The organism is Marichromatium sp. PS1 (assembly GCF_041155115.1).
Lineage (GTDB): Bacteria > Pseudomonadota > Gammaproteobacteria > Chromatiales > Chromatiaceae > Marichromatium > Marichromatium gracile.
In genome coordinates, this window is sequence record NZ_BAAFHB010000005.1 from 331,051 (window position 1) to 355,592 (window position 24,542).

At 69.2% G+C, this 24,542-nt stretch carries 18 protein-coding genes and 4 tRNA genes; 6 read left to right on the forward strand and 16 right to left on the reverse strand.

The annotated features are described in order from the left end of the window. Nucleotides 1-12: 12 nt before the first annotated feature. The 3 genes from ACAM26_RS13790 to ACAM26_RS13800 all read left to right on the forward strand — a co-directional run bounded on the left by ACAM26_RS13790 (nucleotide 13) and on the right by ACAM26_RS13800 (nucleotide 3,220). On the forward strand, nucleotides 13-1,308 hold the full coding sequence (locus ACAM26_RS13790) for an NAD(P)/FAD-dependent oxidoreductase (RefSeq protein ID WP_123142137.1): 1,296 nt from the start codon (nucleotides 13-15) through the stop codon (nucleotides 1,306-1,308). 162 nt (nucleotides 1,309-1,470) lie between these two features. Further along, complete coding sequence (locus tag ACAM26_RS13795; RefSeq protein ID WP_123142138.1) at nucleotides 1,471-1,767, forward strand: hypothetical protein; 297 nt, start codon at nucleotides 1,471-1,473, stop codon at nucleotides 1,765-1,767. A gap of 94 nt (nucleotides 1,768-1,861) precedes the next feature. After that, entirely contained in the window at nucleotides 1,862-3,220 is a 1,359-nt protein-coding gene (locus tag ACAM26_RS13800; RefSeq protein WP_369613909.1) for an HDOD domain-containing protein, read from the forward strand. 6 nt (nucleotides 3,221-3,226) lie between these two features. On the opposite strand, the gene ACAM26_RS13805 is transcribed toward ACAM26_RS13800, so the two are convergent. Next, nucleotides 3,227-4,351, reverse strand: a complete 1,125-nt coding sequence (locus ACAM26_RS13805) for a glycosyltransferase family 2 protein (protein WP_123142140.1) — start codon at nucleotides 4,349-4,351, stop codon at nucleotides 3,227-3,229. 148 nt (nucleotides 4,352-4,499) lie between these two features. Here ACAM26_RS13805 and ACAM26_RS13810 point away from each other — a divergent pair, with 148 nt between their 5' ends. Continuing rightward, nucleotides 4,500-6,044: a glycosyltransferase family 39 protein gene (locus ACAM26_RS13810; protein ID WP_369613910.1), complete on the forward strand. Its 1,545-nt coding sequence runs from the start codon at nucleotides 4,500-4,502 to the stop codon at nucleotides 6,042-6,044. A gap of 7 nt (nucleotides 6,045-6,051) precedes the next feature. On the opposite strand, the gene ACAM26_RS13815 is transcribed toward ACAM26_RS13810, so the two are convergent. From ACAM26_RS13815 to ACAM26_RS13840, 6 genes are all read right to left on the reverse strand, one after another. Further along, the gene (locus ACAM26_RS13815; protein WP_123140592.1) at nucleotides 6,052-7,302 is read right to left on the reverse strand and encodes a bifunctional alpha/beta hydrolase/OsmC family protein; all 1,251 of its coding nucleotides are present in this window, start codon (nucleotides 7,300-7,302) and stop codon (nucleotides 6,052-6,054) included. A 250-nt stretch (nucleotides 7,303-7,552) separates the two neighbouring features. Then, a complete protein-coding gene (locus tag ACAM26_RS13820) occupies nucleotides 7,553-8,353 on the reverse strand; it encodes a hypothetical protein (protein ID WP_369613911.1) in 801 nt (266 codons plus the stop codon). Between the two features lie 96 nt (nucleotides 8,354-8,449). Beyond that, nucleotides 8,450-8,525: transfer RNA gene (locus ACAM26_RS13825), tRNA-Glu, on the reverse strand. A 62-nt stretch (nucleotides 8,526-8,587) separates the two neighbouring features. After that, a tRNA-Ala gene (locus ACAM26_RS13830) sits at nucleotides 8,588-8,663 on the reverse strand. 54 nt (nucleotides 8,664-8,717) lie between these two features. Beyond that, a tRNA-Glu gene (locus tag ACAM26_RS13835) sits at nucleotides 8,718-8,793 on the reverse strand. Between the two features lie 63 nt (nucleotides 8,794-8,856). Next, a tRNA-Ala gene (locus ACAM26_RS13840) sits at nucleotides 8,857-8,932 on the reverse strand. A 161-nt stretch (nucleotides 8,933-9,093) separates the two neighbouring features. On the opposite strand from ACAM26_RS13840, the gene htpX reads away from it, so the two are divergent. Further along, entirely contained in the window at nucleotides 9,094-9,963 is an 870-nt protein-coding gene (gene htpX / locus ACAM26_RS13845; RefSeq protein WP_062277569.1) for a protease HtpX, read from the forward strand. Between the two features lie 45 nt (nucleotides 9,964-10,008). On the opposite strand, the gene ACAM26_RS13850 is transcribed toward htpX, so the two are convergent. Further along, nucleotides 10,009-10,551: a glutathione peroxidase gene (locus ACAM26_RS13850; RefSeq protein WP_062277565.1), complete on the reverse strand. Its 543-nt coding sequence runs from the start codon at nucleotides 10,549-10,551 to the stop codon at nucleotides 10,009-10,011. Between the two features lie 187 nt (nucleotides 10,552-10,738). On the opposite strand from ACAM26_RS13850, the gene ACAM26_RS13855 reads away from it, so the two are divergent. Further along, nucleotides 10,739-11,482: a ferredoxin--NADP reductase gene (locus tag ACAM26_RS13855; RefSeq protein WP_369613912.1), complete on the forward strand. Its 744-nt coding sequence runs from the start codon at nucleotides 10,739-10,741 to the stop codon at nucleotides 11,480-11,482. Nucleotides 11,483-11,725: 243 nt separating this feature from the next. Here the strand turns inward: ACAM26_RS13855 and ACAM26_RS13860 are convergent, their stop codons facing one another. The 8 genes from ACAM26_RS13860 to ACAM26_RS13895 form a co-directional block, all read right to left on the reverse strand. After that, entirely contained in the window at nucleotides 11,726-12,589 is an 864-nt protein-coding gene (locus ACAM26_RS13860) for a phosphatase PAP2 family protein (RefSeq protein ID WP_369613913.1), read from the reverse strand. After that, on the reverse strand, nucleotides 12,586-14,202 hold the full coding sequence (locus tag ACAM26_RS13865) for a glycosyltransferase family 39 protein (protein ID WP_123142144.1): 1,617 nt from the start codon (nucleotides 14,200-14,202) through the stop codon (nucleotides 12,586-12,588). The genes ACAM26_RS13860 and ACAM26_RS13865 overlap by 4 nt, the downstream gene beginning before the upstream one ends. Then, a complete protein-coding gene (locus ACAM26_RS13870; protein WP_123140587.1) occupies nucleotides 14,199-15,212 on the reverse strand; it encodes a glycosyltransferase family 2 protein in 1,014 nt (337 codons plus the stop codon). The genes ACAM26_RS13865 and ACAM26_RS13870 overlap by 4 nt, the downstream gene beginning before the upstream one ends. Nucleotides 15,213-15,293: 81 nt before the next feature. Further along, nucleotides 15,294-15,824 (reverse strand): ribosome biogenesis factor YjgA, encoded by a 531-nt coding sequence (gene yjgA / locus ACAM26_RS13875; protein WP_123140586.1) that lies wholly within the window; start codon nucleotides 15,822-15,824, stop codon nucleotides 15,294-15,296. Next, nucleotides 15,821-17,527 carry a single-stranded-DNA-specific exonuclease RecJ gene (gene recJ / locus ACAM26_RS13880; protein ID WP_369614062.1) on the reverse strand — a complete coding sequence of 569 codons (1,707 nt, stop codon included), beginning with the start codon at nucleotides 17,525-17,527 and terminating at the stop codon, nucleotides 15,821-15,823. The genes yjgA and recJ overlap by 4 nt, the downstream gene beginning before the upstream one ends. A 126-nt stretch (nucleotides 17,528-17,653) precedes the next feature. Next, entirely contained in the window at nucleotides 17,654-18,859 is a 1,206-nt protein-coding gene (locus ACAM26_RS13885) for a 4Fe-4S binding protein (RefSeq protein ID WP_369613914.1), read from the reverse strand. Between the two features lie 396 nt (nucleotides 18,860-19,255). After that, nucleotides 19,256-21,208 carry an HDOD domain-containing protein gene (locus ACAM26_RS13890; RefSeq protein ID WP_123140583.1) on the reverse strand — a complete coding sequence of 651 codons (1,953 nt, stop codon included), beginning with the start codon at nucleotides 21,206-21,208 and terminating at the stop codon, nucleotides 19,256-19,258. Nucleotides 21,209-21,896: 688 nt separating this feature from the next. Continuing rightward, the gene (locus ACAM26_RS13895) at nucleotides 21,897-24,155 is read right to left on the reverse strand and encodes a tetratricopeptide repeat protein (RefSeq protein WP_369613915.1); all 2,259 of its coding nucleotides are present in this window, start codon (nucleotides 24,153-24,155) and stop codon (nucleotides 21,897-21,899) included. Nucleotides 24,156-24,542: the final 387 nt, after the last annotated feature.

Consider the following 24,542-nt stretch of genomic DNA (forward strand, 5'->3'; position numbering starts at 1 on the left):
GATCAGCACGCGATGAAGCTCAGCAGACGCGATTTCGTCAAGACCGGCGCCACTGCCACCGCCGCCCTCGGCCTGCTCTCGGCCCCCTATCTCGCCCGCGCCGCCAGCCACCGGGTGGTGGTGGTCGGCGGCGGCACCGGCGGGGCCACCGCCGCCAAGTACCTCAAGCGCGCCGACCCGGCGATCGAGGTGACCCTGATCGAGCCCAACCAGACCTACTACACCTGCTATCTCAGCAACGAGGTGATTGGCGGCGACCGCCAGCTCGACACCCTCGAGCACGGCTATGACGGGCTGCGCGCGCACGGTATCCGCGTGGTCCACGACACCGTCACCGCGATCGACCCCGAGGCGCGCGCAGTCGACACCGCCGGCGGCGAGCGCTTCGAGTACGACCGCTGCGTCGTCGCCCCGGGCATCGAGCTGCTCTACGACCGCATCGAGGGCTACAGCGAGACCGCCGCCGAGACCCTGCCGCACGCCTGGAAGGCCGGCGCCCAGACCGCGTTGCTGCGCCGCCAGCTCGAGGAGATGGCCGACGGCGGCACCGTGGTGCTGGTCGCCCCGCCCAACCCCTTCCGCTGTCCGCCCGGTCCCTACGAGCGCGCCAGCCAGATCGCCCACTACCTCAAGGGCCACAAGCCCAAGTCCAAGGTCATCATCCTCGACAGCAAGCAGGCCTTCTCCAAGCAGGGACTGTTCACCCAGGGCTGGGAGCGACTCTACGGCTTCGGCACCGAGGACAGCCTGATCGAGTGGCATCCCGGCCCGGACGCCGCCGTGGTCAGGGTCGACGCCGAGGGCATGGTCGCCGAGACCAGCTTCGGCGACGAGATCCGGGCCGACGTGATGAACGTCATCCCGCCGCAGCGCGCCGGCAAGATCGCCCAGGTGGCGGGCCTGGCCGACGACAGCGGCTGGTGCCCGGTCGACAAGCGCACCTTCGAGTCGAGCATCCATCCCGGCATCCATGTCATCGGTGACGCCTGTATCGCCACCAAGATGCCCAAGTCCGGCTACTCGGCCAACAGCCAGGGCAAGGTCGCCGCCGCGGCGATCGCCGCGCTGCTCAAGGGCGAGGAGCCGGGCACGCCCTCCTACATCAACACCTGCTACTCGATCATCGGCACCGACTACGGCATCTCGGTCGCCGCCGTCTACCGCCTCAGCGAGGACGGCGCCACCATCGCCCCGGTCGAGGGCGCCGGCGGCCTGACCCCGAGCGACGCACCCGACTGGGCACTGGCCCGCGAGGTGCAGTACGCCTACAGCTGGTACAACAACATCACCCACGACACCTTCGGCTGACCCGCCACGAGGCGGGTGCCCGCGAGAGGGACCAAAGGAGGAGGAGTCTTCGGGGGCCACACGGCCCCCTTTTTTCGTCGTCGCGAAGCACCGGAGCGAGCGCTAGAATTGCGTGCACCGACCAGCCACGGAGCGGGGCCTGGCGCCCCGGACCTCGCCATCATGACAGACCCCAGCCTCGGCAACTGCTGGCACTGCGGCAGCCCCCTGACCCGTCTCGACTACGCCCGCGAGGGCCGCTGCCCGAACTGCGAGCGCGCCACCCACTGCTGCCGCAACTGCCGGCACCACGCCCCGGGACGCGCCAACGACTGCATCGAGCCGATCGCCGAACCGGTAACGGACAAGGTCCGCGCCAACTTCTGCGAGCTGTTCGAGCCGCGCCACCAGACCGGCGCCGCCGCGCCCGCCGACCAGGCCGAGACGCTGCTTCAGGCCGCCGAGGCGCTGTTCCACTGAGTCCCGGGCAGGGTCGTCGACGAGCGGTCGACGGCGTTTTCGGCTAGCCTCTCTGCCACGGCCAGCCGTGCGGGACCGCCCCGGGATCGAGTCGATGCGCAACCTCTGGAAACACCTCACCGCCCCCAGGAGCGAGACCCGCTCCGGCCCGCCAGCCCTTCACGCCGAACAGACAACCGCCTTTCCCGATCTCTCCGAAGCAGAGGTGGTGCAACTGCACAATCGCGCCCTCCCGCTGCGTCTCGCCCCGGGTGATGTGCTGTTTCGCGCCGACAGCCGCGCCGAGCGGCTCTATGTGATCAGCACCGGCGAGATCGTCATCGGCGACACCGCCGCCTCGGACGCCGAGCGTTTCGGCCCGGGCGACTGGATCTGCGAGTTCGACCTGACGCAACCCGGCATCCACGCCGCTACCGCCACCGCCCTCACCCACAGCCAGGTGCTGGCGCTCGAACGCAGCGCCATCGCCGACCTCGAACCCGCGCTGCTGGACTATCTCCGACACCGCGCGCACCAGTTCGGTCTCCAGCGACTGTACCGCGCACAGCGACGCCAGGCGGCGCTCGCGCGTCACAGCCAGGCGCTCACCGATGCGCTGATCGCCGCGCGCACCGCCGGCGGCGCGGGCTTTGCCGAGACCGAGACCGCACGTCAGCTCTTCGCCAAGGTCCCGGCGCTGCCGATCTCGACCACCGCGCTGCTCAACAAGATGCTCGACGAGCGCACCACCAAGGGCGAGATCGTCGAGCTGGTGACCATGGACCCGGCGCTCACCAGCACCCTGCTCAAGTCGATCAACTCGCCCTACTACGGGCTGCAGCACCAGGTCACCAGCGTCAGCCACGCCATCGCCCTGCTCGGTCACAACGCCGTCTACCAGGTGATCATGACCGAGAGCATGCGCCGCAGCCTGCCCAACACCGAGCTGTTCACGGACATCCACCAGCGTGCCGTCGAGCTCTCGCGCCTCGCCTTCACCCTCGCCCAGACGCTTGCCGTCGGGCGCCCAGCGGAGGTCGCCACCCTCGGCATCCTCGCCGACATCGGGTTGGTGATCAACGCGCTGCTCAAGAGCGCCAACCCCCGGCTCAAGCCCCTGTTCGACCTGCTCGATCCCGCCGAGATGGGCGCCGCGCTACTGCGCAGCTGGCACCTGCCGGCGATGGTGTGCGACAGCCTGCACCACCAGCATCACCCCGAGTTCGCGCCCCCGGCGCGGCTCCCCGAGACGGTGCGCGACAACGTCGCCGTGCTCTATCTCGCGCGCCGACTGCTCGCGCGGCTACACGGTCACACCCCGGGCGACCCCGGACTCTTCCTCGATGCCTATCTGGCGCTACTCGGACGCGCCGGGACCAGCGAGGTCGAGCTGCTCTACGAACAGCTCGTCCCCCGGCTGCGCGCCCAGCTGCGCCAGCTGCCGCGCTCGCTGGCCGAACGGCTCGACGGCTGAGCCGGCTCAGGCCGGCTGCGGGCGGCGCCAGGTGTAGACCGCGGTCACCGCATAGTTCCACACCGCGCCGACGAGGATGCCGGCGAGCGCCGAGAGGAACCAGCCCGAGAGCCCCTCGACGAACAGATAGTTGGCGATGCCGACATTGGCCAGGGCGCCGACGCTGCAGACCACCACGAAGGAGAGCCAGCCGCGCAGCAGCGCGCGACCGCGCAGACGCATGTCGCGATAGGTGAGCAGGTTGTTGAGGAAGAAGTTGCTGGTCATCGCCACCAGGGTGGCGGTGGCCTGACCGGCGAGGAAGGCGCCCTCGCCGAGCACCGCCAGCAGCGGCCACAGCACCGCCATGTGGACGAACACGCCGAACCCGCCGATCAGCGAGAAGGCGAGGAAGCGCACCGGGATCGCCGAGCCCAGGGTCTTTTGCGCGAGCATCAGCAGATACTCCCAGAGCACCGCGTTGTCGAGCTTGCTCGTCCCGGCGTGACGCTCGCGGAAGGTGAAGGGCAGCTCGCGACAGCGCAGCGGCCGCTCGCTCGAGGAGACGATGTCGAGCAGGATCTTGAAACCGACCCCGCTGAGCCGGTGCACGCAGCCCTGGAAGGCGGCGGCGCGGACCATGAAGAAGCCGCTCATCGGGTCGGCCAGCTCGACCCCGAGCAGTCGCTGCCCGACGCGCGTGGCGAAGCGACTCATCGCCTGGCGCCGCGCGTTCCACTCACCGACCCCGCCACCGCCGACATAGCGGCTGCCGACCACCAGGTCGAGTTCGGGCTCGGCGTCGAGGGTGTCGTACATCTGGCGCAACAGCGACTCGTCGTGCTGCAGGTCACCGTCCATCACCGCCACGCAGGGCGCGGTGGTGGCGAGCATCCCCTCGATACAGGCCGAGGACAGCCCGCGCCGCCCGACGCGCCGGATCAGCCGCACCCGCGGGTCCTGCCGGGCCTGCTCGCGCACCCGCTCGGCGGTGCCGTCGGGCGAGTCGTCGTCGACGAAGATCAGCTCCCAGGCGAGCCCGTCGAGCACCCGACGGACACGTTCGACAAGCTCGGGGACCGATCCCGCCTCCTTGTAGGTAGGCACGACGACGGCGAGCTGGGGCGGCTGGTGGGGGGGTCTGTGTGGCATGGATCCGAACAACCTGAAACAAGGGGTTTGGCGCCTCGGCGGTACCGGACGCGGCATGACTGAGCGGCGATCGCGCACGCGGGTCGGTTGCGCGGCGACCCTGGTGGGCGGCATTCTAACGCGTTCGTCCACCGAACCCGTGCCCGCCATGTCCACCGCCGCCCCGAGTCGTCCCGCTGCCGAGTCCATCGACTGGCGCCCGATCGCGCTGCTGATCCTCGCGCTGAGCGCACTGCGCCTGGCCATCGCCGCGCTCCTGCCGGTCACCCAGGACGAGGCCTACTATTTCGACTGGGCGCGGACGCTCGGCTGGGGCTATTTCGATCACCCGCCCGGGGTCGCCGCGCTCGGACTCGGCACCCTGCTCGAGCCCGGCTCGGCGCTCGCCGCACGGCTCGGCACCCTGCTCGCCGGCGTCCTCACCCTGGTGGTGCTCGCCCGGCTCTACTGGCGCGCCGGGCTGACCACCACCGCCACCCTGGCGAGCGCGCTGCTGCTCGCCTACGCCACCCTGCCGGGGTTGATCGGCGGCGTCGTCACCACCCCGGACACCGTGCTCGCGCTGGCCTGGGCGCTGGCCCTGCACGAGTCCGAGCGCGCCCTCGGCGGTGAGCGCCGGCGCTGGATCACGGCGGGCATCGCGGTCGGTATCGGGCTGCTCGGCAAGTACACCATGGTGCTGATCGGACCGGTGCTGCTGTGGGCGATCCTCTGGGTCGATCCGCGCGCGCTGCGCACCCGCTGGCCCTATCTCGGTGCGTTGGCCGCGCTGCTGGTGTTCGCCCCCAACCTGTGGTGGAACGCCAGCCACGACTGGCTCAGCCTCGGCTTCCAGCTCGGTCACGGGCTCTCCACCGAGCTGGCCGCACCCGAGACCCTGGGCGCCGGCACCATGGCCCACAGCGGCCCGCAGACGCTCGTCGAGCGCCTGGCGAGCCTCGGCGGCTATCTCGGCGCCCAGCTCGCCTTCTGGGGACTGCTGGTCCCGGTGCTGGTGATGGCGCTGCGCGGCGGTGGCGGCACGCCACCGCGCCCGCGACTCACCCGTCACGCCCGCGCCCTGCTGATCGCCGCGACCCTGTTCCCGCTCGGCTTCTTCGCCGTCATCGCCAGCTTCAGCGAGGTCGAGGCCAACTGGCCGGTGGTCTATCTGCTCGCCGCCCCGGCGCTGCTCGCACCGCGACTGCTGCAACGACCGCGCTGGCTGCTCGGCGGCGCCGGGGCCAACCTCGTCCTGGTCACGCTCTATGCGGTGCACGCGGCGAGCGCCGCGCTGCCGCTGCCCGACAGCGCCAACCGGGTGCTGCGCGAGACCCACGGCTTCGCCGCGCTGGCCGAGGTCGCCGCCGGACTCGACGCCCCGGTCCATGCCGACCGCTATCAGCTCGTCGCGATGCTGCGCTTCCACGCCCCGAGGCTTGCGGCCACCACCAGCCAGTGGCCGGGACTGCACCGCCCCTCGGAGTATCTGCACGGGCGCATCGCGCCACGGCTCGACCCGGCGCGCATCGACCAGCCCTTCTGGCTGGTCTCGCGCGCCGGTCATCCGCCCGCGCTCCCCGGCTTCCGGGTGACCGAGCGGCGCGTCCTCCAGGATTGCGCGGGACAGCCGCTCCACCAGGGGGCGAGCGCGCCCTGCGCGCGCCCGCTCCACATCTGGCGGCTCTATCGCTACGCCCCGCTCGGCGACTGAGCCGGGCTCAGTCGAGGCGCTCGTCGTCGAGTTCGCTGTGGATCAGCATCAGTGATTCGAGCGAGCGGTTGACCGGGGCACGCTCGGCGATCTCCAGCAGTCGCGCCCGCTGCCCGGCGGTGAGATGGCCGAGCAGGTTGATGCGCTGCTGCACCCGATCGACACGCACCTCCTCGCGCTCGCAGGCGGTGCAGTCGGCGGCGTGACTGCGATCGAAGGCGAGACGCACCTCGACGTCGTCGAGATCCCAGCCCTTGGCGGTGGCGTATTCGCGCAGCGTCATCGAGGTACAGGCGCCGAGCGCCATCAGCATCAGCTCATAGGGATCAGGACCCAGCCCGCTGCCGCCGACGGCCGAGGGCTGATCGGCGAGCAACTGATGGCGACCGGTATAGAGTCCACGCAGGAAGCGGGCGTGCAGCTCGGTGACCAGCACCTCGCCCGCGCCCACCTTGGGCGCGGTGCCCAGGCTCTGCTCGAAGCGATGACCGCCGAGGCCGAGATAGCGGCTGGCCCAGGCCACCAGGGTCTCGGCGACGTACTCGGCGTCCTCGCGATCGCTGAGCATATGATCGGCGTTGTCGAGCGAGATGAAGCTCTTGGGGTGACGCGCGGCCTGATAGATCTTGGCCGCCTCGTCGATCGAGACGATGGTGTCGAGCGGCGAGTGGAACACCAGCAGCGGCCGGTCGAGGTCGCGGATGTGATCGGCCGCACCGTACTGCGCGAGGTCCTCCAGCAACTGCTTGCGGATGCGGAAACGGCGCAGCCCGATCTTGACCTCGGCCTCGCCGCGCGCCTCGAGCTCGTCGCGGGCGTCGCTCAACAGATGCTGGACGTGCGAGGCGGTGGCAGGCGCGGCGATGGTCACCACCGCCTCGACCGAAGGCAGCTGGGGCGCGGCGGCGAGCACCGCCGCGCCGCCGAGGCTGTGACCGATGAGCAGCGCCGGGGCCTGGAAGTCCTCCTCGAGCTTGCGCGCCGCAGCCAGCAGGTCCTCGACGTTGGAGGAGAAATTGGTGTTGGCGAAATCGCCGTCGCTGTTGCCCAGCCCGGTGAAGTCGAAGCGCAGCACGGCGATCCCGCGATCGGCCAGGGCGCGACTGATCCGGCTCGCCGCGGCGATGTCCTTGCTGCAGGTGAAGCAGTGGGCGAAGAGCGCATAACGTCGCGTCGGCACCCGTTCCGGCGGCATCTCCAGCAGCCCCGCCAGTCGGTGCCCTGCGGCGTTCGGAAACTCGAGCTTGATACGTGGCATTCCGATCTCCTCGGTGTCTTCTCGTGCGAATCGCGACCAAAACAGACCGCCCGCGCAGACTGCGTGCGCGGGCGGCACGAAACGAAGTGATGAACCGCCGTGACCAGGCCACGGCAAGCCCTCCATCCTCTCGCATCCGCGAGCGCGGTTCCAGTCGAGCGCACACGTTGCGCGCGCCGCCCCCGAGCCCCGCCGTCAGCGACCGTGACGACACCGATTGGTCTCCGCCGCGACTCGTTGGTTCAGCTCTTCAGTCCCGGCGGGCGCCAACGCCGATGATCCAACCCTCGATGGCGGCATGGAGGCGGGCGTCGGCATCGAGCGGAGGCGTGAACAGGTCATCGAGTCGCCCGGCGCGATCCGCACGCATCAGCCACAAGGCCACGGCACGGGCATCGCACTGATCCGGGGTGAGCCCGATGCAATCGCCATCGTCGCGATAGAGTGCGGGATAGGCCTCGACCAGCACCGACCGGCCCGGCGCCGGGGTCCAACCGTCGAACGGCCAGCAGTGCAGCCGCTCGCCGAGCCGCGCGCGCAACAGACGCACCCAGGGCAGACCGGCATGGGTCGACTTGGCCACCGAGCCGGGCACGTCGAAATGGAACACCGACTTGGCGCCCCTGGCGCGACGGTCGGTGAGGCGCCGCCAGCGCGCATCACCACTGCGCGCAGCCCCGGCCCCGACGCGCCCGCGGCGCACATCCTCGACCCTGACACCGACGCCATCGGTCGGCCAGTGACACTGGAAGTCGTCGAGGAAGACCGGCCAGTCGTGCCTCAGCCCATGCGCGACGAAGTAGTCGAGCGGAAAGGACAGCGCATGATCGACCCCGACCAGGGTCGGCACCGGCTCGCGCAGCACCGTTTCGAGCCACTCGGCCAGGGCACGGCGACTCCAGCGTTGCGCACAACCCTCAGGGAACACCTCGGACGGCAGGTCGTCGTCAGCGTCGAGTCGGTAGGCACGGATTCCGGGCAATCGCTGCTCCGGGGTGCCGGCCCCGGAATAGTCGATCCCCAGATAGCGCGAGAAGAGGGGCGCGGGCACGGAAGGCTCCTGCGGCAGGGTCACGGAGCGGGCCGCCTTGCCCGCCCCCAAACGCAAAACGGGCCAGCCGCTTTCGCGACTGGCCCGTATGCTTGTTGGCGTCCCCACGGGGGTTCGAACCCCGGTTACCGCCGTGAGAGGGCGGTGTCCTAGGCCGCTAGACGATGGGGACTGAAACTCGGTTTCAGTCAAGACAGGGCCTGCCTAGGCGATCCTGTCTTTCTTGGCTGAATTTGGTGGAGCCAGGCGGGATCGAACCGCCGACCTCAACACTGCCAGTGTTGCGCTCTCCCAGCTGAGCTATGGCCCCGGCTTTGTACTTCCAACGGACTAGCCAGCCGAATCGCTAACCCGTTATGCTTGTTGGCGTCCCCACGGGGGTTCGAACCCCGGTTACCGCCGTGAAAGGGCGGTGTCCTAGGCCACTAGACGATGGGGACTGAAACGCTTTCAGTCTTGCAGACCGGGCCTGCCTAGGCGATCCGATCCGAACTACCGAATTTTGGTGGAGCCAGGCGGGATCGAACCGCCGACCTCAACACTGCCAGTGTTGCGCTCTCCCAGCTGAGCTATGGCCCCAGCGACCTGAGACCACGTATGCTACGCACATCTTTTGACTTTGTCTACCCCTGTGCGGAAATTTTTTTCATCCCGCCTGTCCAAGGGAGCGCAACCCTACCCCATCGGTTCAACCAACCGGGTGGTAGCCCCCTTGTTCGACGATCCAGGAGCCTCGTTCCATGATGCGTATCTTCCTCTTCCTGGCGACCAACCTCGCGATACTGGTCGTCATCAGCGTGGCCTTCCGCCTGTTCGGCATCGACGGTGTGGTCCAGCAGGGCGGGCTCGACATGGGCGCGCTATTGCTGATGGCGGCGATCATCGGCTTCAGCGGCTCGCTGATCTCGCTGTTCCTCTCCAAGACGCTGGCCAAGCACGGCATGCGGGTGCAGATCATCGAGCAGCCGTCGACGCCCTTCGAGCAGTGGCTGCTCGAGACCGTCGCCCGCCAGTCCGAGCGCGCCGGCATCCGCATGCCCGAGGTCGGCATCTTCGACTCACCCCAGCCCAACGCCTTCGCCACCGGCTGGAACCGCAACGACGCCCTGGTCGCGGTCAGCACCGGGCTGCTGCAACACATGAACAAGCAGGAGGTCGAGGCGGTGGTCGGCCACGAGATCAGCCACGTGGCCAATGGCGACATGGTCACCCTGGCACTGATCCAGGGGGTGGTGAACACCTTCGTGGTGTTCCTCGCGCGGATCATCGGCCATACCGTCGACCGGGTGATCTTCAAGAATGAGGAGGGACCGGGAATCGGCTACTTCGTCGTCTCGATCATCGCCGAGATCCTGCTCTCGGTGCTCGCCACCATGATCGTGATGTGGTTCTCGCGCTATCGCGAGTTCCGCGCCGACGCCGGCGGTGCCGCGCTCACCAGCCGCCGCCAGATGGCCGACGCGCTGCGCGCGCTGCAGCGGGTCCACGAGCCGCAGGACCTTCAGGCCAAGGAGTTCGCCGCCTTCGGCATCTCCGGCAAGATCGGCAGCCTGTTCAGCAGCCACCCGCCGCTCGAACGGCGTATCGCCGCGCTCGAACAGGCGGGCTGATCCCCACGTGCCCCGGCCCGTGCGCCGGGGCGCGCCCTCCCCGGCTCACAGCAAACGCTCGATCGCCCGCACCAGCCGACCGCTCTGCGGCTTGGTGATGCTCGAATAGCTCTCGACCAGATTGCCCTCGCGATCGATCAGATACTTGTAGAAGTTCCACTTCGGATAGGGCGCCCCGGCGGCGGCCAGGCGCTCGAACAGGGGCGCGGCACGACCACGCTTGACGCTCACCTTCTCGAACATCGGGAACTCCACCGAGTAGGTCAGACGACAGAAGTCGCGGATCTCGGCCTCGTCGCCCGGCTCCTGGTTGGCGAAATCGTTGGAGGGGAAGCCGAGCACCACCAGACCACGATCGGCGTAATCGCGATAGAGCGCCTCCAGCCCCTCGTATTGCGGGGTGAAACCGCACTTGCTGGCGGTGTTGACCACCAGGATCACCTTACCCTGATAGGCCTCGCAGAGATTGACCCGCTCGTCCCCGGCGAGCCGACGGACTTCCAGGTCGAGCAAAGACGAACAGGCGGGGGACTCGGCCGCGACCTGGGTCGCCGCGGCCAGACCGAGGGCGAACAGTGGCAATCTCATGGTGGATCTCTCCTGAGGTATCGACGGACATGGAGCGAGACATGGCGCCCGTGCGCGTCATTGCAATAATTTCCTACCAAATTGGTTGGAAAATCTCGAGGGCGCGCCCACATCCCCTACTCCGAACCCATCAACACGCCCGCGTCGCTTTGCGGGCCATGAGCAGCACAGCATTCGAGGAGCCAAGATGAGCGACTGGGTCAAAGGCAGGGTAACGGCCAAGCAGCGATGGGCCGAGGGGCTCTACAGCATGCGCTTCGAGGCGACGCTCGAGCCCTTCAGCGCCGGACAGTACATCAAGGTGGCGATGGACATCGATGGCGAGCGCGTCGGTCGCCCCTACTCGCTGGTCAATCCACCCGAGCAGACCGAACCCGAGATCTATTTCAACGCCATCCCCGAGGGGCCGCTCACCCCACGGCTCTCCGACCTCGAGCCGGGCGATACCGTGTGGCTCACCACGCGCGCCAGCGGCATCTTCACCCTCGACACCGTGCAACCGGCCAAGACCCTGTGGCTGCTCGCCACCGGCACCGCGCTCGGGGTCTATCTGTCGATCCTGCGCACCGCCACGCCCTGGGAGCGCTTCGAGCGCGTGGTCCTGGTCCACGGCGTGCGCCAGCCGAGCGACCTCACCTATGGCGACACCCTCGCCGAGATCGCCGCGCACCATGGCGAGCGCTTCACCTTCATCCCCGCGATCAGCCGCGCCGAGGCCCCGGACGCGCTCTATGGCCGCATCACCGACCTGCTGGTCTCGGGCACCCTGGAGTCACGCGCCGGTGCCACCATCACCCCCGAGGACAGCCACGTCATGCTCTGCGGCAACTCGGCGATGATCAAGGAATCCAAGGCGATCCTCGAATCACGCGGACTCGAACGCCACCGCCGCCACGCCCCGGGGCAGTACACCACCGAGCAGTATCATTGAGGGCAGCGAGCAGCCACCAGCTTCCAGTCACTCGGCGGCTGGCGGCTGCTTTGAACCACAAAGACGCGAAGGACACGAAGGCTTTTTCAGCCATCAGCGACCAGCCGTCGGCCTCCAACGCAACACCTTGCTCACAGGCAGCGCCGACTGGCGACTGGCGACTGGCGACTGGCGACTGGCGGCTGACGACTAGCCGCTGAAAAGTAGCTGGCAGCTTACAACCGACCGCATCCTTCCCTCATCTCACTTCGCGTCCTTCGCGCCTTCGTGGTTGACCTCTTCGTGGTTGATCTCTCCCCTCCGCCACACCGGCAGATAGCCGACCACCGCGCTGAAGAGCGCCGCCACGGCGATCAGTCGCAGCGGCCAGGTCGCGGCGGCGTAGCCGCCGTTGTCGAGCAGCAGCGAGACGGCGAGCAGCGCGGCCACGCCGACCAGCAGCAGGTGCGGCAGCGGGCGCGTCGCGCCGCCCGGCCAGCGCGCGGCCAGCCAACTCCCGAGCAACGCCGCCAGCCCACCACCGGCGAGGCCGAAGGCGACGTCGACCGGCCAGTGCACCCCCAACGCCACCCGGCTTGCGCCGACCAGCAGGGCGCAACCGAGCCACACCCAGCCCCAGGCGCGGGCGTGCACCGCCAGCACCCCGAAAAAGACCCCGGCGGTGACGCTGTGCCCGGAGGGGAAGCTGTGCCGGGTGTGTCCCGGTCCGATCAGGTTGAAGACATCGGCGCCGAACACCGCCGGCGGGCGTGCCGCATCGACCAACGGCTTGAGCCCACGGGCGTAGAGGATCGCCAGCAGCGCCGCCAGCACCAGCGCCCAGAACAAGCGGGGCCGCCGCCACGAGAAGAGCAGCGCCAGCGCGAAGGCGACACGCTCGTCGCCGAACAGCGTCAACCACTGCCACAGCCAGTCCGGGGCCAGGGCCGCCGCGGCATTGAGCCGCAGGAAGCCGGCGTGATAGCCGCAGACCAGATAGAGCAACCCCCCCACCGCCAGCCAGCCGAGCGCCCAGCGCCACTGCCGCCGCGCCCCCGGCAGCGCCGCCGATTCGGCCCCGGCCCGCGCGGCGAGCCGCATGCTCAGGCGTGTACGCCAATCGCTCATCCCTCACCTCCCGGCACCCGTGCCTGCTCGCGCGGGTGCATCAACACCAGCGCCACCGGGCCGCGCCGGTAGAGCTGCTCGCCGCGCAGCAGCGGATAGTCCTCGGCGAGCCGGTCGAGCTTGTCGAGGCGGAGGAACACCAGATCACCGGCGCGCGGCGGACGGTGCGGGGTGATGGCGTCGCGATAGACGCTGAAGCTCGGCATCGAGGTGCGATAGACCACGGTCGGACGATCCAGCTCGCGCGCCAGCAGCCCGGCCTCCTTCACCGGCGCCTGCATCACCGCGAACACCCGCGGCACCACCGTGCCATAGACCACCGCCGTCTGGATCAGCCCGACCAGCACCAGACGCTGCCACAGCGCCGGGCGCGACCACAGCGCCAGCGCCACCACCAGCGCGGTGGCGAGCGCGATCTGCGCCAGATAGGCCGGGCCGAGTAGCGGCAGCGCCAGCTCGAACTGGGCGATCTCGTGGGCGCGCCCGCCCTGCCCGGCGGCGACCTGCACCACCAGCGGCAGCGCCAGCAGCAGCGCGAGGAAGACCAGCGGCGGGACCATCGCCAGCGCGCGGCTGGTCAAGGCGTCACGGTGGCGCGCCATGAGGATGAACAGCGGCGCGGCGCCATAGAGCAGATAGTGCGGCAGCTTGGTCCCGGAGAAGGAGAAGAACAGGAACACGGTGGCGAACCACAGCCACAGGAAGCGATCGAGCGGATCGGCCCAGCTCGCGCGCAACCGCGGCAACAGGCTGAGGAACCAGCCGGTGAAGGGCAACAGGATCAGCGGCAGCACCACCAGATAGTAGCCGGGGAAGCCCGAGTGGCCGTGCATGGTGCCGCCGAAGCGCCCGGCGTTGTGTTCGAGAAAGAAGCTGCGGAAGAACCCGGCACCGTCATCGAGATAGACCGCCAGGTACCAGGGACCGGCCACCAGCACGAACACCAGCCAGCCGAGCGGCGCGAAGGCCGCGCGCAGCCAGCGCTCGAGCCGCCCCTGCGACCAGAAGAACAGGAAGCTCACCACGACCGGGAAGAACACCGCCACCGGCCCCTTGGTGAGGAAGCCGAGCCCCATCCACAGATAGGCGCGCAGCAGCGCGTTGCGGCTCCGCCGTTCGCCGGGATCGAGGAAATAGCGATAGATCTCGAAGAAGGCGAGCGCGATGAAGAGGTTGAGCACCGCATCGGCCACCGCCGCCTTGGCGATCAGCGAGACCTGCAGCGAGAGCGTCATCACCAGCGCGGCGACGGTCGCCGTGGGCGCATCGAGCCGGGCGCGCACGAAGCCCCACAGCGCCATCACCCAGAGTGTGGCGGCCAGCGCCGAGGGCAGGCGCAGCGAGAACTCGTCGAACCCCAGGCTGGAGGCCGAGAGCGCCTGCAGCCAGTAGATCAGCACCGGCTTGTCGTAGCGCGGCTCGCCGTCCTTGTGCGGGGTGATGAAGTTGCCGCTGGCGAGCATCTCGCGGGTCGCCTCGGTGAAGGCGCCCTCGTCGAGGTCGTAGAGCGGCACCGCGCCGAGCTGCCAGTAGAAGGCGAACAGCACCACCGCGGCGAGCAGCCACGGCGAGGTCAGCGCCCGCGTCAGCGGGGAGGTCTCCGGCCGGCTCATGCCTCGGGCTCCTTCCACCCGGCGGTCTCGACGGGCGAACTCCAGCGGATACGGAAGTGGCTGCGATCACCCGAGGCGAAGAAGGTGCGGGTGAGCATCTCGGCCAGCACCCCGGTGGTGAGCAACTGCACCGAGGCGAGCAGCATGAGGATGGCGACGATCAGCAGCGGGCGGCCGCCGATGTCCTCGCCGAGCCAGAACTTCACCCACAGCAGGTTGGTCATCAGCAGCCCGCCGATCACCCCGAAGGCGATCCCGATCAAGCCGAAGAAGTGCCCCGGGCGCGCCCCGAAGCGCAGGAAGAAGAAGGCCGAGAGCAGGTCGACCAGCACCCGGAAGGTGCGCGAGATGCCGTACTTGGAGGTGCCGAACTGGCGCGCCTGGTGCGCGACCTCGATCTCGCCGATACGCTGCGGCGCGGTCACCCCCGCCACCCATACCGGGATGAAGCGGTGCATCTCGCCGAGCAGGGCCACCTCCTGGATGACCTCGGCGCGATAGACCTTGAGGCTGCAGCCGTAGTCGTGCAGCGCCACCCCGGTGACCTTGCCGATCAGCTTGTTGGCGATGCGCGAGGGGATCTTGCGCATCACCAGCGCGTCCTGGCGCCGCCGCCGCCAGCCCTGCAACAGATCGAGATCGCGTTCGAGCAACGCGTCGACCATCCGCGGGATGTCGGCCGGGTCGTTCTGCAGGTCGCCGTCGAGGGTGGCGATCAGCTCGCCGCGCGCGCTCTCGAATCCGGCCTGCATCGCCGCGGTCTGGCCGAAGTTGCGCCGCAGCCGGATCACCCGCACGTGCCCGCCCCGGCGCTCGGCGCAGGCGCGCAGCCGCTCGCCGGTGCCGTCGCGGCTGCCGTCGTCGACACAGATCAGCTCCCAGGGCGCGCCATAGTCCGCCAGCCCCTGGTGGACGCGTTCGAGCATCGGCTCGACGTTGTCGAGCTCCTGGTACATCGGGATGACGACCGACAGCGACGGCCGGGAGGGGGTTCGATCTGGGGTGCTCATCGCAGACAGGGATCCATTCGGTTGAGTTCGAAGACCGGGCAGCGACTGCCGGGACCTGGTGGTCCGCGCGCAGTATCCCGCTCAGTCGGCGGCGGCGTCCATGACCTCACGCAGATAGCGAAACAGCTTGCGCGGCGCCTCGGGACGCCCTTGCTCGGCGTCGCGCCGCGCCGCACGCACCAGATGACGCAGGTGCTGACGATCGACCTGGGGGCAGGCGTCGATGAACTCGCCAAGGGCCGCCTCCTCGGCGATCAGGCGCTCGCGCCAGCGTTCGAGTTGGTGATGGCGCGCGGAGGCGGCGCGCTCGCGCGCATCGGCCTCGTCGAGCAGGGCGTGGACGGCATCCATGTCCTCGCGTTCGAGCAGGTTGGCGATCCGCTTCCAGTGACGCTTGCGCGCGCGCAGATCCTTGATCCGCGGCGTCTCGTCGATCGCCGCCCAGGTCGCCTCGCTCAGCGACAGGCGCAACAGCTCGGCGCGCGGCATCCCCACCATGCGCTCGGCGAGCGCCTGCAGCGCCTGGCGCTCGCGCTTGATCTGGCTCCTGCTCGGGCCGAGATCCTGTTCGAGCTCGTCCTCGGTCACGGTGGGATCGTGGTCTGTGGTCATATCGGTTGTACTGATTCCAGGATGAGTTGTGGGCTCCGACGGCCCCGATAATCGTTGACGTCGAGCCGGTAGGCCAGACGCACCCGCCCGTGCGCGAGCGCGAGCTGCTCGGCCAGATCGAAGCCGATGGCCTCGATCGAGCCACCCTCGGGCGGCGCCACGCGCAGCTTGAGATGACGTTCGCCGACCAGACGCGCCTGCAGCACCTCGAACTCGCCGTCGAAGCGCGGCTCCGGGAAGCCCTTGCCCCAGGGACCGCCGAGACGCAACGTCTCGGCCGTCTCCAGGGTCAGCAGCCGCGCCGGCAACGGGCCGTCGGAGACCAGCTCGGGGCCGCTCGCCACGCCCTCGAGCATCTCCTCGACCACCGCCGCGAAACGCGCGCGAAAGGGCTCGAAGGCCTCGGCGCGCAGGCTCAGCCCGGCGGCCATGGCATGACCGCCGAAACGCGCGATCAGCCCCGGCTCGGCCCGGTCGACGCGATCGATGGCGTCGCGCACGTGCAGCCCGTCGATCGAGCGCGCCGAGCCGCGCAGCAGCCCGTCGCCGCCGTCGGCAAAGGCGATCACCGGACGATGATAGCGTTCGCGGATGCGCGCGGCGACGATCCCCGAGACCCCCTGGTGCCAGTCCGCACCGTACAGACAGAGCGCCGCGGGCAACCCCGCCTCGGCGAGATCGAGCGCCTGCACCGCCGTCTCGGCCTGGGCCTTCATCTCGCCCTCGATCTCGCGCCGGCGGCGATTGATCGCATCGAGCTGCTGGGCCAGCGCATTGGCCCGCTCGGCATCGTCGCTGAGCAGACACTCGACCCCCACCGACATGTCCTCGAGCCGACCGGCGGCGTTGAGCCTGGGCGCTGCGGCGAAGGCCAGATCGGTGGCGCTCGCGCGCATCGGGTCGCGCCCGGCCACCCGCAGCAGCGCGCGCACCCCGGGACCGCAGTGCCCGGCGCGGATGCGCCTGAGCCCCTGCTCGACGAGGATGCGGTTGTTGCGATCGAGGGTGACCACATCGGCGACGGTACCGAGCGCGACCAGATCGAGCAGCGTCGCCAGGTTCGGCTCGGCGCGCCCGGCGCCGAACCAGCCGCGCTCGCGCAGACGCGCGCGCAGCGCCATCAGCAGATAGAAGACCACCCCGACCCCGGCGAGATCCTTGCTCGGGAAATCGCAGCCGGGCTGGTTGGGATTGACGATCGCCGCCGCCTCCGGCAATCGCTCGCCCGGCAGGTGATGATCGGTGACCAGCACCGCCAGCCCCAGCTCGCGCGCCCGCGCCACCCCGGCGACGCTGGAGATGCCGTTGTCGACGGTGATCAGCAGATCCGGACCGAGCGCGTGCGCGGCCTCGGCCACCGCCGGACTCAGCCCGTAGCCGAAGTCGAAGCGGCTGGGGATCAGATAGGAGACCCGCGCCGCGCCGAGCGCGCGCAGCCCGCGTACCGCCAGCGCAGTGCCGGTGGCGCCGTCGGCGTCATAGTCACCCACCACCAGCAGGTGCGCGCCGTCGCGAAGCGCCCCCTCCAGGGTGTCGAGCGCGGCATCCAACCCGCGCAGCGCGGCGAAGGCCGCCAGCGCCCCGAGCCCGGGCGGCGCCTCGCCCGAGCGCAACGCATAGAGCCTGGCGAGCAGCTCGGCGGGCGAGTGGACATCGACGAAGGGGGCGTCGCCACCACGGCGACGGATCTGCGGCTGGGTCATGGACACGGGACAAGACAGCAAGGGACGCGGGGCCCGGCCATCAGCACTCGTTCGCGCAAGGCGCGTTGGTTCGACGGCTGATGACGCGACCGCCCCGAGGACCGGGATTCGGGCGAACGCCATAGCCTAGCCGGATCGACGCCCCGGGTCGAGCAGCCGACGCACGCCCTGTCCCACCCGATCGCGCACGAAGGGCCACAGCCGCCCCTTCTCCCAGAGGATGCGGGCGAACATCCGCCCCTTGTCGCGCGGCGGGGTCGCCGGGTCGGGGCGTGCCACCAGGGTGATCGCACCCTGCGGACAGGCATCGAGACAGGCCGCGCAGCCGAGACAGACCGCCGGATCGATCGCCGCATGTCGCTGCGCGCGCGCCACCCCGCGCAACCCTTCGGCCAGACCGATGCACTTGACGTTGCACACCGGGAAGCAGGCCCCGCAGTAGTCGCAGCGCTCGGGGTCGATCTCGGCGAGGAAGGGCGTCTTGGCGATACCGTCGCTGAAGCCCATCTGCACCCCGGCCATCAGCTCGCAGCAGCAGCGACAGCAGTTGCAGAGGAAGGAGGGCTGCTCGCGCACGTTGTCGGTGACATGGGTCAGCCCCAGCGAGCGCGCCAACTCCAGCTTCTCCAGCATGGTCGGCAGGTCGCACTCGCGAGCGAAGCCACGGCGCACCAGGAAGCGCGCGCCCTCGCCGAGCACCATGCAGATGTCCTCGACCGGCGCGCCCTTGCGACAGTGCTCGCCGAGGTGCTCCTTCTTGTGGCGGCAGTAACAGAGGGTGACGGCGAGATAGTCGGCCTGCTCGAGGATGGCGCGCGCGTCCTCGTAGGCGGTGATGCGCGAGTTCACCGGCACGTGTTCGTCATAGACCAGGGCGCGGGTGAGCTGGGTGGGACTGCCGAAGAACTCGGCGGGCTGACCCCCGCGCCCCTGCTCGTGCAGATACTCCGACATCAGCTGCGCCAGACGTTCGAGCGGCAGCTCGGTGTCGGCGCGTCGACGCATGAAGGTGAACTCCATGAAGCCGATCAGCCCGGGCACCAGCAGATAATAGGTGTGACCGGCGTAATCCATGTCCATCACCAGCCCCTTGTCGGCCATCGACTCGAGCACCGGCGCGAGCGCCTCGGCGGGCGTCCCGGTGCGCTCGACCAGCTCGTCGAGCGTAGCCTCGTGCAGCGGGAAGGCGGCGCCGACCCGCGCCTCCTCGGGCGAGAACAGGATCGACAGGATCTCGCGCAGATGGGCGTTATCGACCAACCCGATCGGGTACTGGTTGAGACGATCGATCAACGGGATCAGCGAGGACTTGCTACCGGCCAGATGGCCCATGGCGGGCTCCAGATTCGAGGGTGACGGAGCGGCTATTGGAGCACGCCGCAGCACGCCGGCTCAAAGGGCCGGAGCGGACGACGAGAGTACCCACGACGAGATACCGTCTTGCCCGTCAATCGCCGATCATGCACACCAGCCTCCCCGACTGGAGGCTGGAAGCTGATCGCTGGAAGCTGGTTTGAACCACGAAGGCGCCAAGGGCGCGAAGCTGGAAAGGGCTTCCAGTCGCCAGCCTCCAGTGAGGGAGCAGGGTTGTCTCGTACCGCCGCAGTTGACCGCACACCGACACCAGGGGCTGTTTGCTGAAGGCTGGTCGCTTTCTTCGCGTCCTTTGGGTCTTTGCGGTTCAATCTCCTGGCGGCTGGCGGCTGGCGGCTGGCGGCTGGGGCGTCCCTACTCCATCCAGGCCGCGACCACGCGGTTGCGGCCCGTCTCCTTGGCGCGATAGAGGGCGCGGTCGGCGGTGGCGATCAACGTCTTCGGGTCGGGCTGCGAGGGATCATAGAGCGCCACGCCGATGCTGGCGGTCAGGGCATGACCGGGGAAGCGTTCACCGAGGAGCTGACCGCGGCGCTCGATCTGGTGGCGGATGCGCTCGGCATAGTTGAGCGCCCCGCTCCCGCCGGTGTCGTGGAGCAGGAAGAGGAACTCCTCGCCGCCGTAGCGGGCGAGGAAATCGCTCGGTCGGGTCAGGCCGCGCATGGTGTCGGCGACGATCCGCAACACGTCATCGCCGGTCTGGTGGCCGAAACGATCGTTGAACGCCTTGAAGCGGTCGATATCGAGCAGCCCCAGGGCGAAGCCGCGCCCCGATTCGGCACTCTGGGCGAAGGTACTGTCGAGATACTCGTCGATCACGCTGCGGTTGTGCAGCCGGGTGAGCGCATCGATCTGCGCCCGGGTCCGCTCGCGGGCGAAGGTCTGGCTGCGTTCGATCGCGATCCCCAGCTCGCCGGCGACCACCCCCACCTCCTCGAGCAGGCGCAGGGTGAAGGGCTGTTCACCGCCGCCGAGCCACAGCACCCCGAGGATGCGTCCATTGCTCAACACCGGCACCGCCGCGGCCTGCTGCAACCCGAGCCGGTCGAGTAGCCGCAGGTTCTCCGGCGTATCCGGCACCAGCACCGGCTGACGCGCACGCAGCGCGCGCACCAGATCGCCGGTGAGCGCCGGGATGCTCAGCTCGATCGGTGCCGTCTCGCGCATCAGCAACGCCCGCGGCAGGGCGTGGGTGGTCACCAGGCTGCGACGGCGCGACTCGATCTGCATCATCAGCAGCTGCTCGATGCCGAACTCGGCGCGCAACGCCTCCAGGGTGGTGGGGATGAACTCGTCGGGTTCCAGGCTATGGTGCGGCGCGGTATGGCTGCTGCGCCCACCGTACGGCAACGGCGGCGCATCGTGGCGACACAGCCCGATGGCGGTATTGATCATGTTCGCGCGCAGCTGCATCACCGAGGGGAAGCGGACCCCGTAGAAGCCGCCGATCTCGCTCACCTCGCGATCGGCCTGGGCGAGCAGCTCGGCCAGGTCGAGCTGATCGAGCGCGATCAGCGCCGGCACCTCGGGGGCGAGCAGCGGGCAGCCGACCAGATCGACCGAGCCGATCCCCTGGGTCCAGGCGATGAAGTCGGCCAGCGAGACGATCGCCACCTCGCGCGCGCGCTCGGCGTCGAGCCCGCTGTCGGCGATCGCGCAATGGTGCAGCGACTGCACCCGACAGATCAGCTCCGGCAGATCCCAGTCCCCGCACACCACCGCACCGACCTGATCGTGCGAGACGCCGAAGAAGGTCTGCTCGTCGTCGCGGATGGGGTTGCCGGAGTTGGTCGCGGCGGCGAGAAAGTCGCTGTAGCGCACCCGGCCGTGCGATTCGAGGATCACCTTGCCGAGATCGTGCAGCAGCCCGGCGGCATAGAGCGCGTCCGGATCGGGATGGCCGACGCGCTCACCGATGCTGCGGCTGAGGATGGCGACCAGCAGACAGTGCTGCCAGAAGTAGATGCGATCGAAACCGCCCTGCCCGCCGCGCCCGACCATGCCCTCGAAGAACAACGCGTGCAGCGCCGCCTGACGGACCGCCGAAAAGCCCAGCAGGGTGACCGCCCGCGAGATCGAGCGGATACGTCGGGGAAAACCGTAGAAGGCGGAGTTGACGACTTGCAGCACCTTGGCGGTGAGCGCGGGCTCGGTCTCGATCACCCGCGAGATGGCGGCGATATCGCTGCTCTCGTCGTTGGTCAGACGCAGCAGCTTGACCGCCGCCGCCGGTGCCGGCGGCAGCTCGCCGACATCGCCGCGCAGGGCCGTCCGTACCGCCCGCGCGGTCCACTCGGGATCATCCATGCAGCGCCGGCCCCGTATCGCAAAATCGGCTGGAGACATTGAATCATCTCTATCCTTGTGCGCCCACCGCCTGCCGCAGGCCCGGTAGACACGATGTCCTGCTCAACCAAAACATAATCACGCGCCGGACTCCATCCATGACAGACCAGCGCCGCATGACTGGCAACGAAGCGGCCCAGTATACCGGGCGTTGACGCCCGAGAAACGCCGCAGTTTGACAGAAGCGCCGCAAACGCCCGCCGGGCGGCGCCACACCGGCCCACCTTACCGTGGTCTAGCCGAGATGCGAATGGCTGACAACCTTGTCGAACGTGCCCCAAAAGATCGGCTTGCGACGGACGAGCGGTCCGCCGACGGAGCATCGACCCGACGACCACTCCAGCCGCCCGAGACCGCAACGCAGCCCTCCCGAAGGAGGGACGACAACGCCACACATCGTGCCTAACGGCAATCCGGCATCCTGCAACGGGGCCATCTAGAGGAGGAATGAACGTCTAGCTGGCCTGTCTTTTCATCAGAGAGTCGCGATCATGGCCAAAGAGACGGCGACCGAGCGCCGCCGCCCACTCCGGGAGCGACGCTCGTAACGAGCCGGGTGGGCTGCTGATGGTCGGGCGGTGCGGCGCGGCGATGCGCACGGCGGCCGCGCCCCGACGGGCCAGACGCGACCACAGCGAGGCGCGACGCGTTACGCCTGGATATAGGTGAAGTTCGGCTGCGAGGTGCGGATGTCCTCCACCCCGAGTGCGGCGACCTCGGGCCGGGCCTTATCCGTCTCGCTCTGGATCAGGCCCAACCGCTGTCTGGCGACCTCGCTGCCGGCCTCGGCCCCGCGCCGATACCAGCACTCGGCCATCCGCAGATCCAGCGGCACACCCTGGCCGGTGTGATAACAGACCCCGAGACTGACCATCGCACCGCAATCGCCGGCCTCGGCGCCACGTCGGAACCAGTCGAGCGCCACGTCGATGTCGCGCGCCACGCCCTGCCCGCCTTGATAGCAGATGCCCAGCAGCGCCATCGCCCGACCGTCTCCCGCCTGCGCGCCCTGGAGGTACCAGCGCACCGCTTCCTCGACGCTTTGCGGCACGCCCTGGCCGGTGGAGTAATGCACCCCGAGATGGACCATGGCCCGACCGTGACCGACCTCGGCGCCCCGGCGATACCAGCGCACCGCCTCGGCCGGATCGGCGACGACACCGTCGCCGCGCTCGTGACAGAGCCCGAGGTTGGTCATCGCCCGACCGACACCGGCCTCGGCCGCCCGACGATACCAACGCACCGCCTCGCGCAGATTCACCGGCAGGCCCTGACCGGTGTGATAGCACACCCCGAGGTTCGACATCGCTCGCCCATCGCCGGTCTCGGCGGCGGCGATCAGCGCCCGCGTCATCTGCTCAGGGAAGGGACGGCGCGCCCGGTGGAGATGGGCGAGGATCGTCGACGCGGCCTCGACCAGGGCCTCCCAGGCCGGCGGCTCCGGCGGGGCCAGCTCCAGCAGCAGGGCGGTCACCGGGTGCTCGGGAAAGTCCTGGACGATGCGCTGCAGGAAGCCTGCGGTCGCTCGGGGCGCCAGACGCCAGGCCCGGTCCATCAACTCCTCGGGGGCGACCCCCTTGTCGAAGGCGCTCAACACGAACCACTCGCCGAGCAGGTCGGGCAGCACCGGCGGAATCTGGTGCGAGGGGCCGGTGGCGCACTGATCGAGACAACCGTCGACCAACACCAGTACCTGACGCCGGAGGGTCGAACTCAACGGCGAGAGCAACCCCCGACGCACCGCGTCGACACAGTCGAGCCCCCCGGTGATGGTCGCCAGCACCGCCATGCGCTCGGCGCCGCTGCCATCGCCGAGACAGGGCAAATCGCCCTCCCCCAGACAACGCCGCCAGCGCGCGCCCTGCTCGCGATTGAGGGTCGCGGCCAGCAGGTCATCGCGCTGCCAGCCAGTGTTCTGGCCCCCGTCGGCGAGCATCTGCCCAAGAAAATAGGCATAGAGCGGGCGCCCCTCGCCATCGATCCGCGCCAGTTGCTCGGCGATCAGCGCCGCATCGGGCAGCATCGGCTCGGGCGCCGGCGCGGCCTGACGCGCGACCGCGCGGACGATCTCGACGAGCGCGGCCTGGTCGAGCTTGCACAGCTCGATCACCCCACGCTCGAAACGACTCTCCATCAGCACCGCATCGCTACCGTCGTGATGCTCGGCGAGACGGATGAACCACTCGGCCCGCGCCTCGCCGGCGATCGCCGGCGCAGAGTCGGCTCCGCCGACGGCATGACGCGCGCCTCCGATCCCGCCGCGGTCCCAACGTTGACGCTCGAGCAACAGCACGCGTACCCGACCGCGCCGTCGCCTGCGGATCAGCCGCGCACGGCGCGCCAGCCCCTGCAGCACCGGCTTGATCTCGGCCTCCCTGCCGATGATGTAGTCGATGACGATCAGGTGCGGCCGGTCCGGCCACCACTTGGTCCAACCGTCCCCGAACCGGCGAATGTCCTCGACATCGAGAAACCCGGCCACCCAGCCCTTGCCCTGCGCCTGATCGATCAGCTCCAACGCCAGGCGGCTCTTGCCCTGTCCGCCGGAACCGGCGAGCTGTAACCAGCAGAAGGCGCTCTCGGCCTTGAGAAAGCGCAGCAGCTCGCCCCACTCGCGGTCACGCCCGAGCACCGTCACCGCCCGCGCGCTATAGCGATTGAGGGTAGCCGAGTCGGTCGGCGTCGAGAGCAGCAGCCGCGCCTCGGCACCGCGCGCCACGGCGAGCCGCCGCCTCAACCAGGACAACACCGTGGCGACCGCCATCAGCACGGTGATGACGGCGGAGAGGGTTGCGAGCGGCTTGGACTGCTGGTCGAAGAAGGTCGCGATCCACCGGATCGCATGATCGGACCACTCACCCAACCCACGCAGGACGTCGCGGGCGAGCAGATCGTGAAGCCAGTCCATGGCAGGCACTCCATCGCGCAATATCGTGTATGCAAAACCCAAAGCGAGCCGGATCGACCGGACATCGGGGTCTGGAGATCAAGCCCAGCCCCGCCTTGGTCGACACCCTCGATCGCTAACCATAGCCAGAAACGATCGAAACACAAAGACAGGCCTGAGGACGAAGCGGCGTTGCTCAACGGCAGGCAATGCGCAAGGGACGAGAGCATCGACTCGATGGCCCTGCCCGAGAGCTGACGGTATCAGCGTTGGAGGCGGACGATGCAGCGGCTCGCCACACGCATCTCAAGGCATCAGGTGCGCGCCAGCGACCGAGCACGGTCGCGGGGAGAGTGATCATGAACGGCCCCGAGACCGTCGCAAGCAGGCCGGAAATGCCCAACCCTC

Coding starts and splice junctions, on each gene's coding strand:
- ACAM26_RS13790 (WP_123142137.1), top strand. CDS start 13: ATGAAGCTCAGCAGACGCGATTTCGTCAAGACCGGCGCCACTGCCACC.
- ACAM26_RS13795 (WP_123142138.1), top strand. CDS start 1,471: ATGACAGACCCCAGCCTCGGCAACTGCTGGCACTGCGGCAGCCCCCTG.
- ACAM26_RS13800 (WP_369613909.1), top strand. CDS start 1,862: ATGCGCAACCTCTGGAAACACCTCACCGCCCCCAGGAGCGAGACCCGC.
- ACAM26_RS13805 (WP_123142140.1), bottom strand. CDS start 4,351: ATGCCACACAGACCCCCCCACCAGCCGCCCCAGCTCGCCGTCGTCGTG.
- ACAM26_RS13810 (WP_369613910.1), top strand. CDS start 4,500: ATGTCCACCGCCGCCCCGAGTCGTCCCGCTGCCGAGTCCATCGACTGG.
- ACAM26_RS13815 (WP_123140592.1), bottom strand. CDS start 7,302: ATGCCACGTATCAAGCTCGAGTTTCCGAACGCCGCAGGGCACCGACTG.
- htpX (WP_062277569.1), top strand. CDS start 9,094: ATGATGCGTATCTTCCTCTTCCTGGCGACCAACCTCGCGATACTGGTC.
- ACAM26_RS13850 (WP_062277565.1), bottom strand. CDS start 10,551: ATGAGATTGCCACTGTTCGCCCTCGGTCTGGCCGCGGCGACCCAGGTC.
- ACAM26_RS13855 (WP_369613912.1), top strand. CDS start 10,739: ATGAGCGACTGGGTCAAAGGCAGGGTAACGGCCAAGCAGCGATGGGCC.
- ACAM26_RS13860 (WP_369613913.1), bottom strand. CDS start 12,589: ATGAGCGATTGGCGTACACGCCTGAGCATGCGGCTCGCCGCGCGGGCC.
- ACAM26_RS13865 (WP_123142144.1), bottom strand. CDS start 14,202: ATGAGCCGGCCGGAGACCTCCCCGCTGACGCGGGCGCTGACCTCGCCG.
- ACAM26_RS13870 (WP_123140587.1), bottom strand. CDS start 15,212: ATGAGCACCCCAGATCGAACCCCCTCCCGGCCGTCGCTGTCGGTCGTC.
- yjgA (WP_123140586.1), bottom strand. CDS start 15,824: ATGACCACAGACCACGATCCCACCGTGACCGAGGACGAGCTCGAACAG.
- recJ (WP_369614062.1), bottom strand. CDS start 17,527: ATGACCCAGCCGCAGATCCGTCGCCGTGGTGGCGACGCCCCCTTCGTC.
- ACAM26_RS13885 (WP_369613914.1), bottom strand. CDS start 18,859: ATGGGCCATCTGGCCGGTAGCAAGTCCTCGCTGATCCCGTTGATCGAT.
- ACAM26_RS13890 (WP_123140583.1), bottom strand. CDS start 21,208: ATGGATGATCCCGAGTGGACCGCGCGGGCGGTACGGACGGCCCTGCGC.
- ACAM26_RS13895 (WP_369613915.1), bottom strand. CDS start 24,155: ATGGACTGGCTTCACGATCTGCTCGCCCGCGACGTCCTGCGTGGGTTG.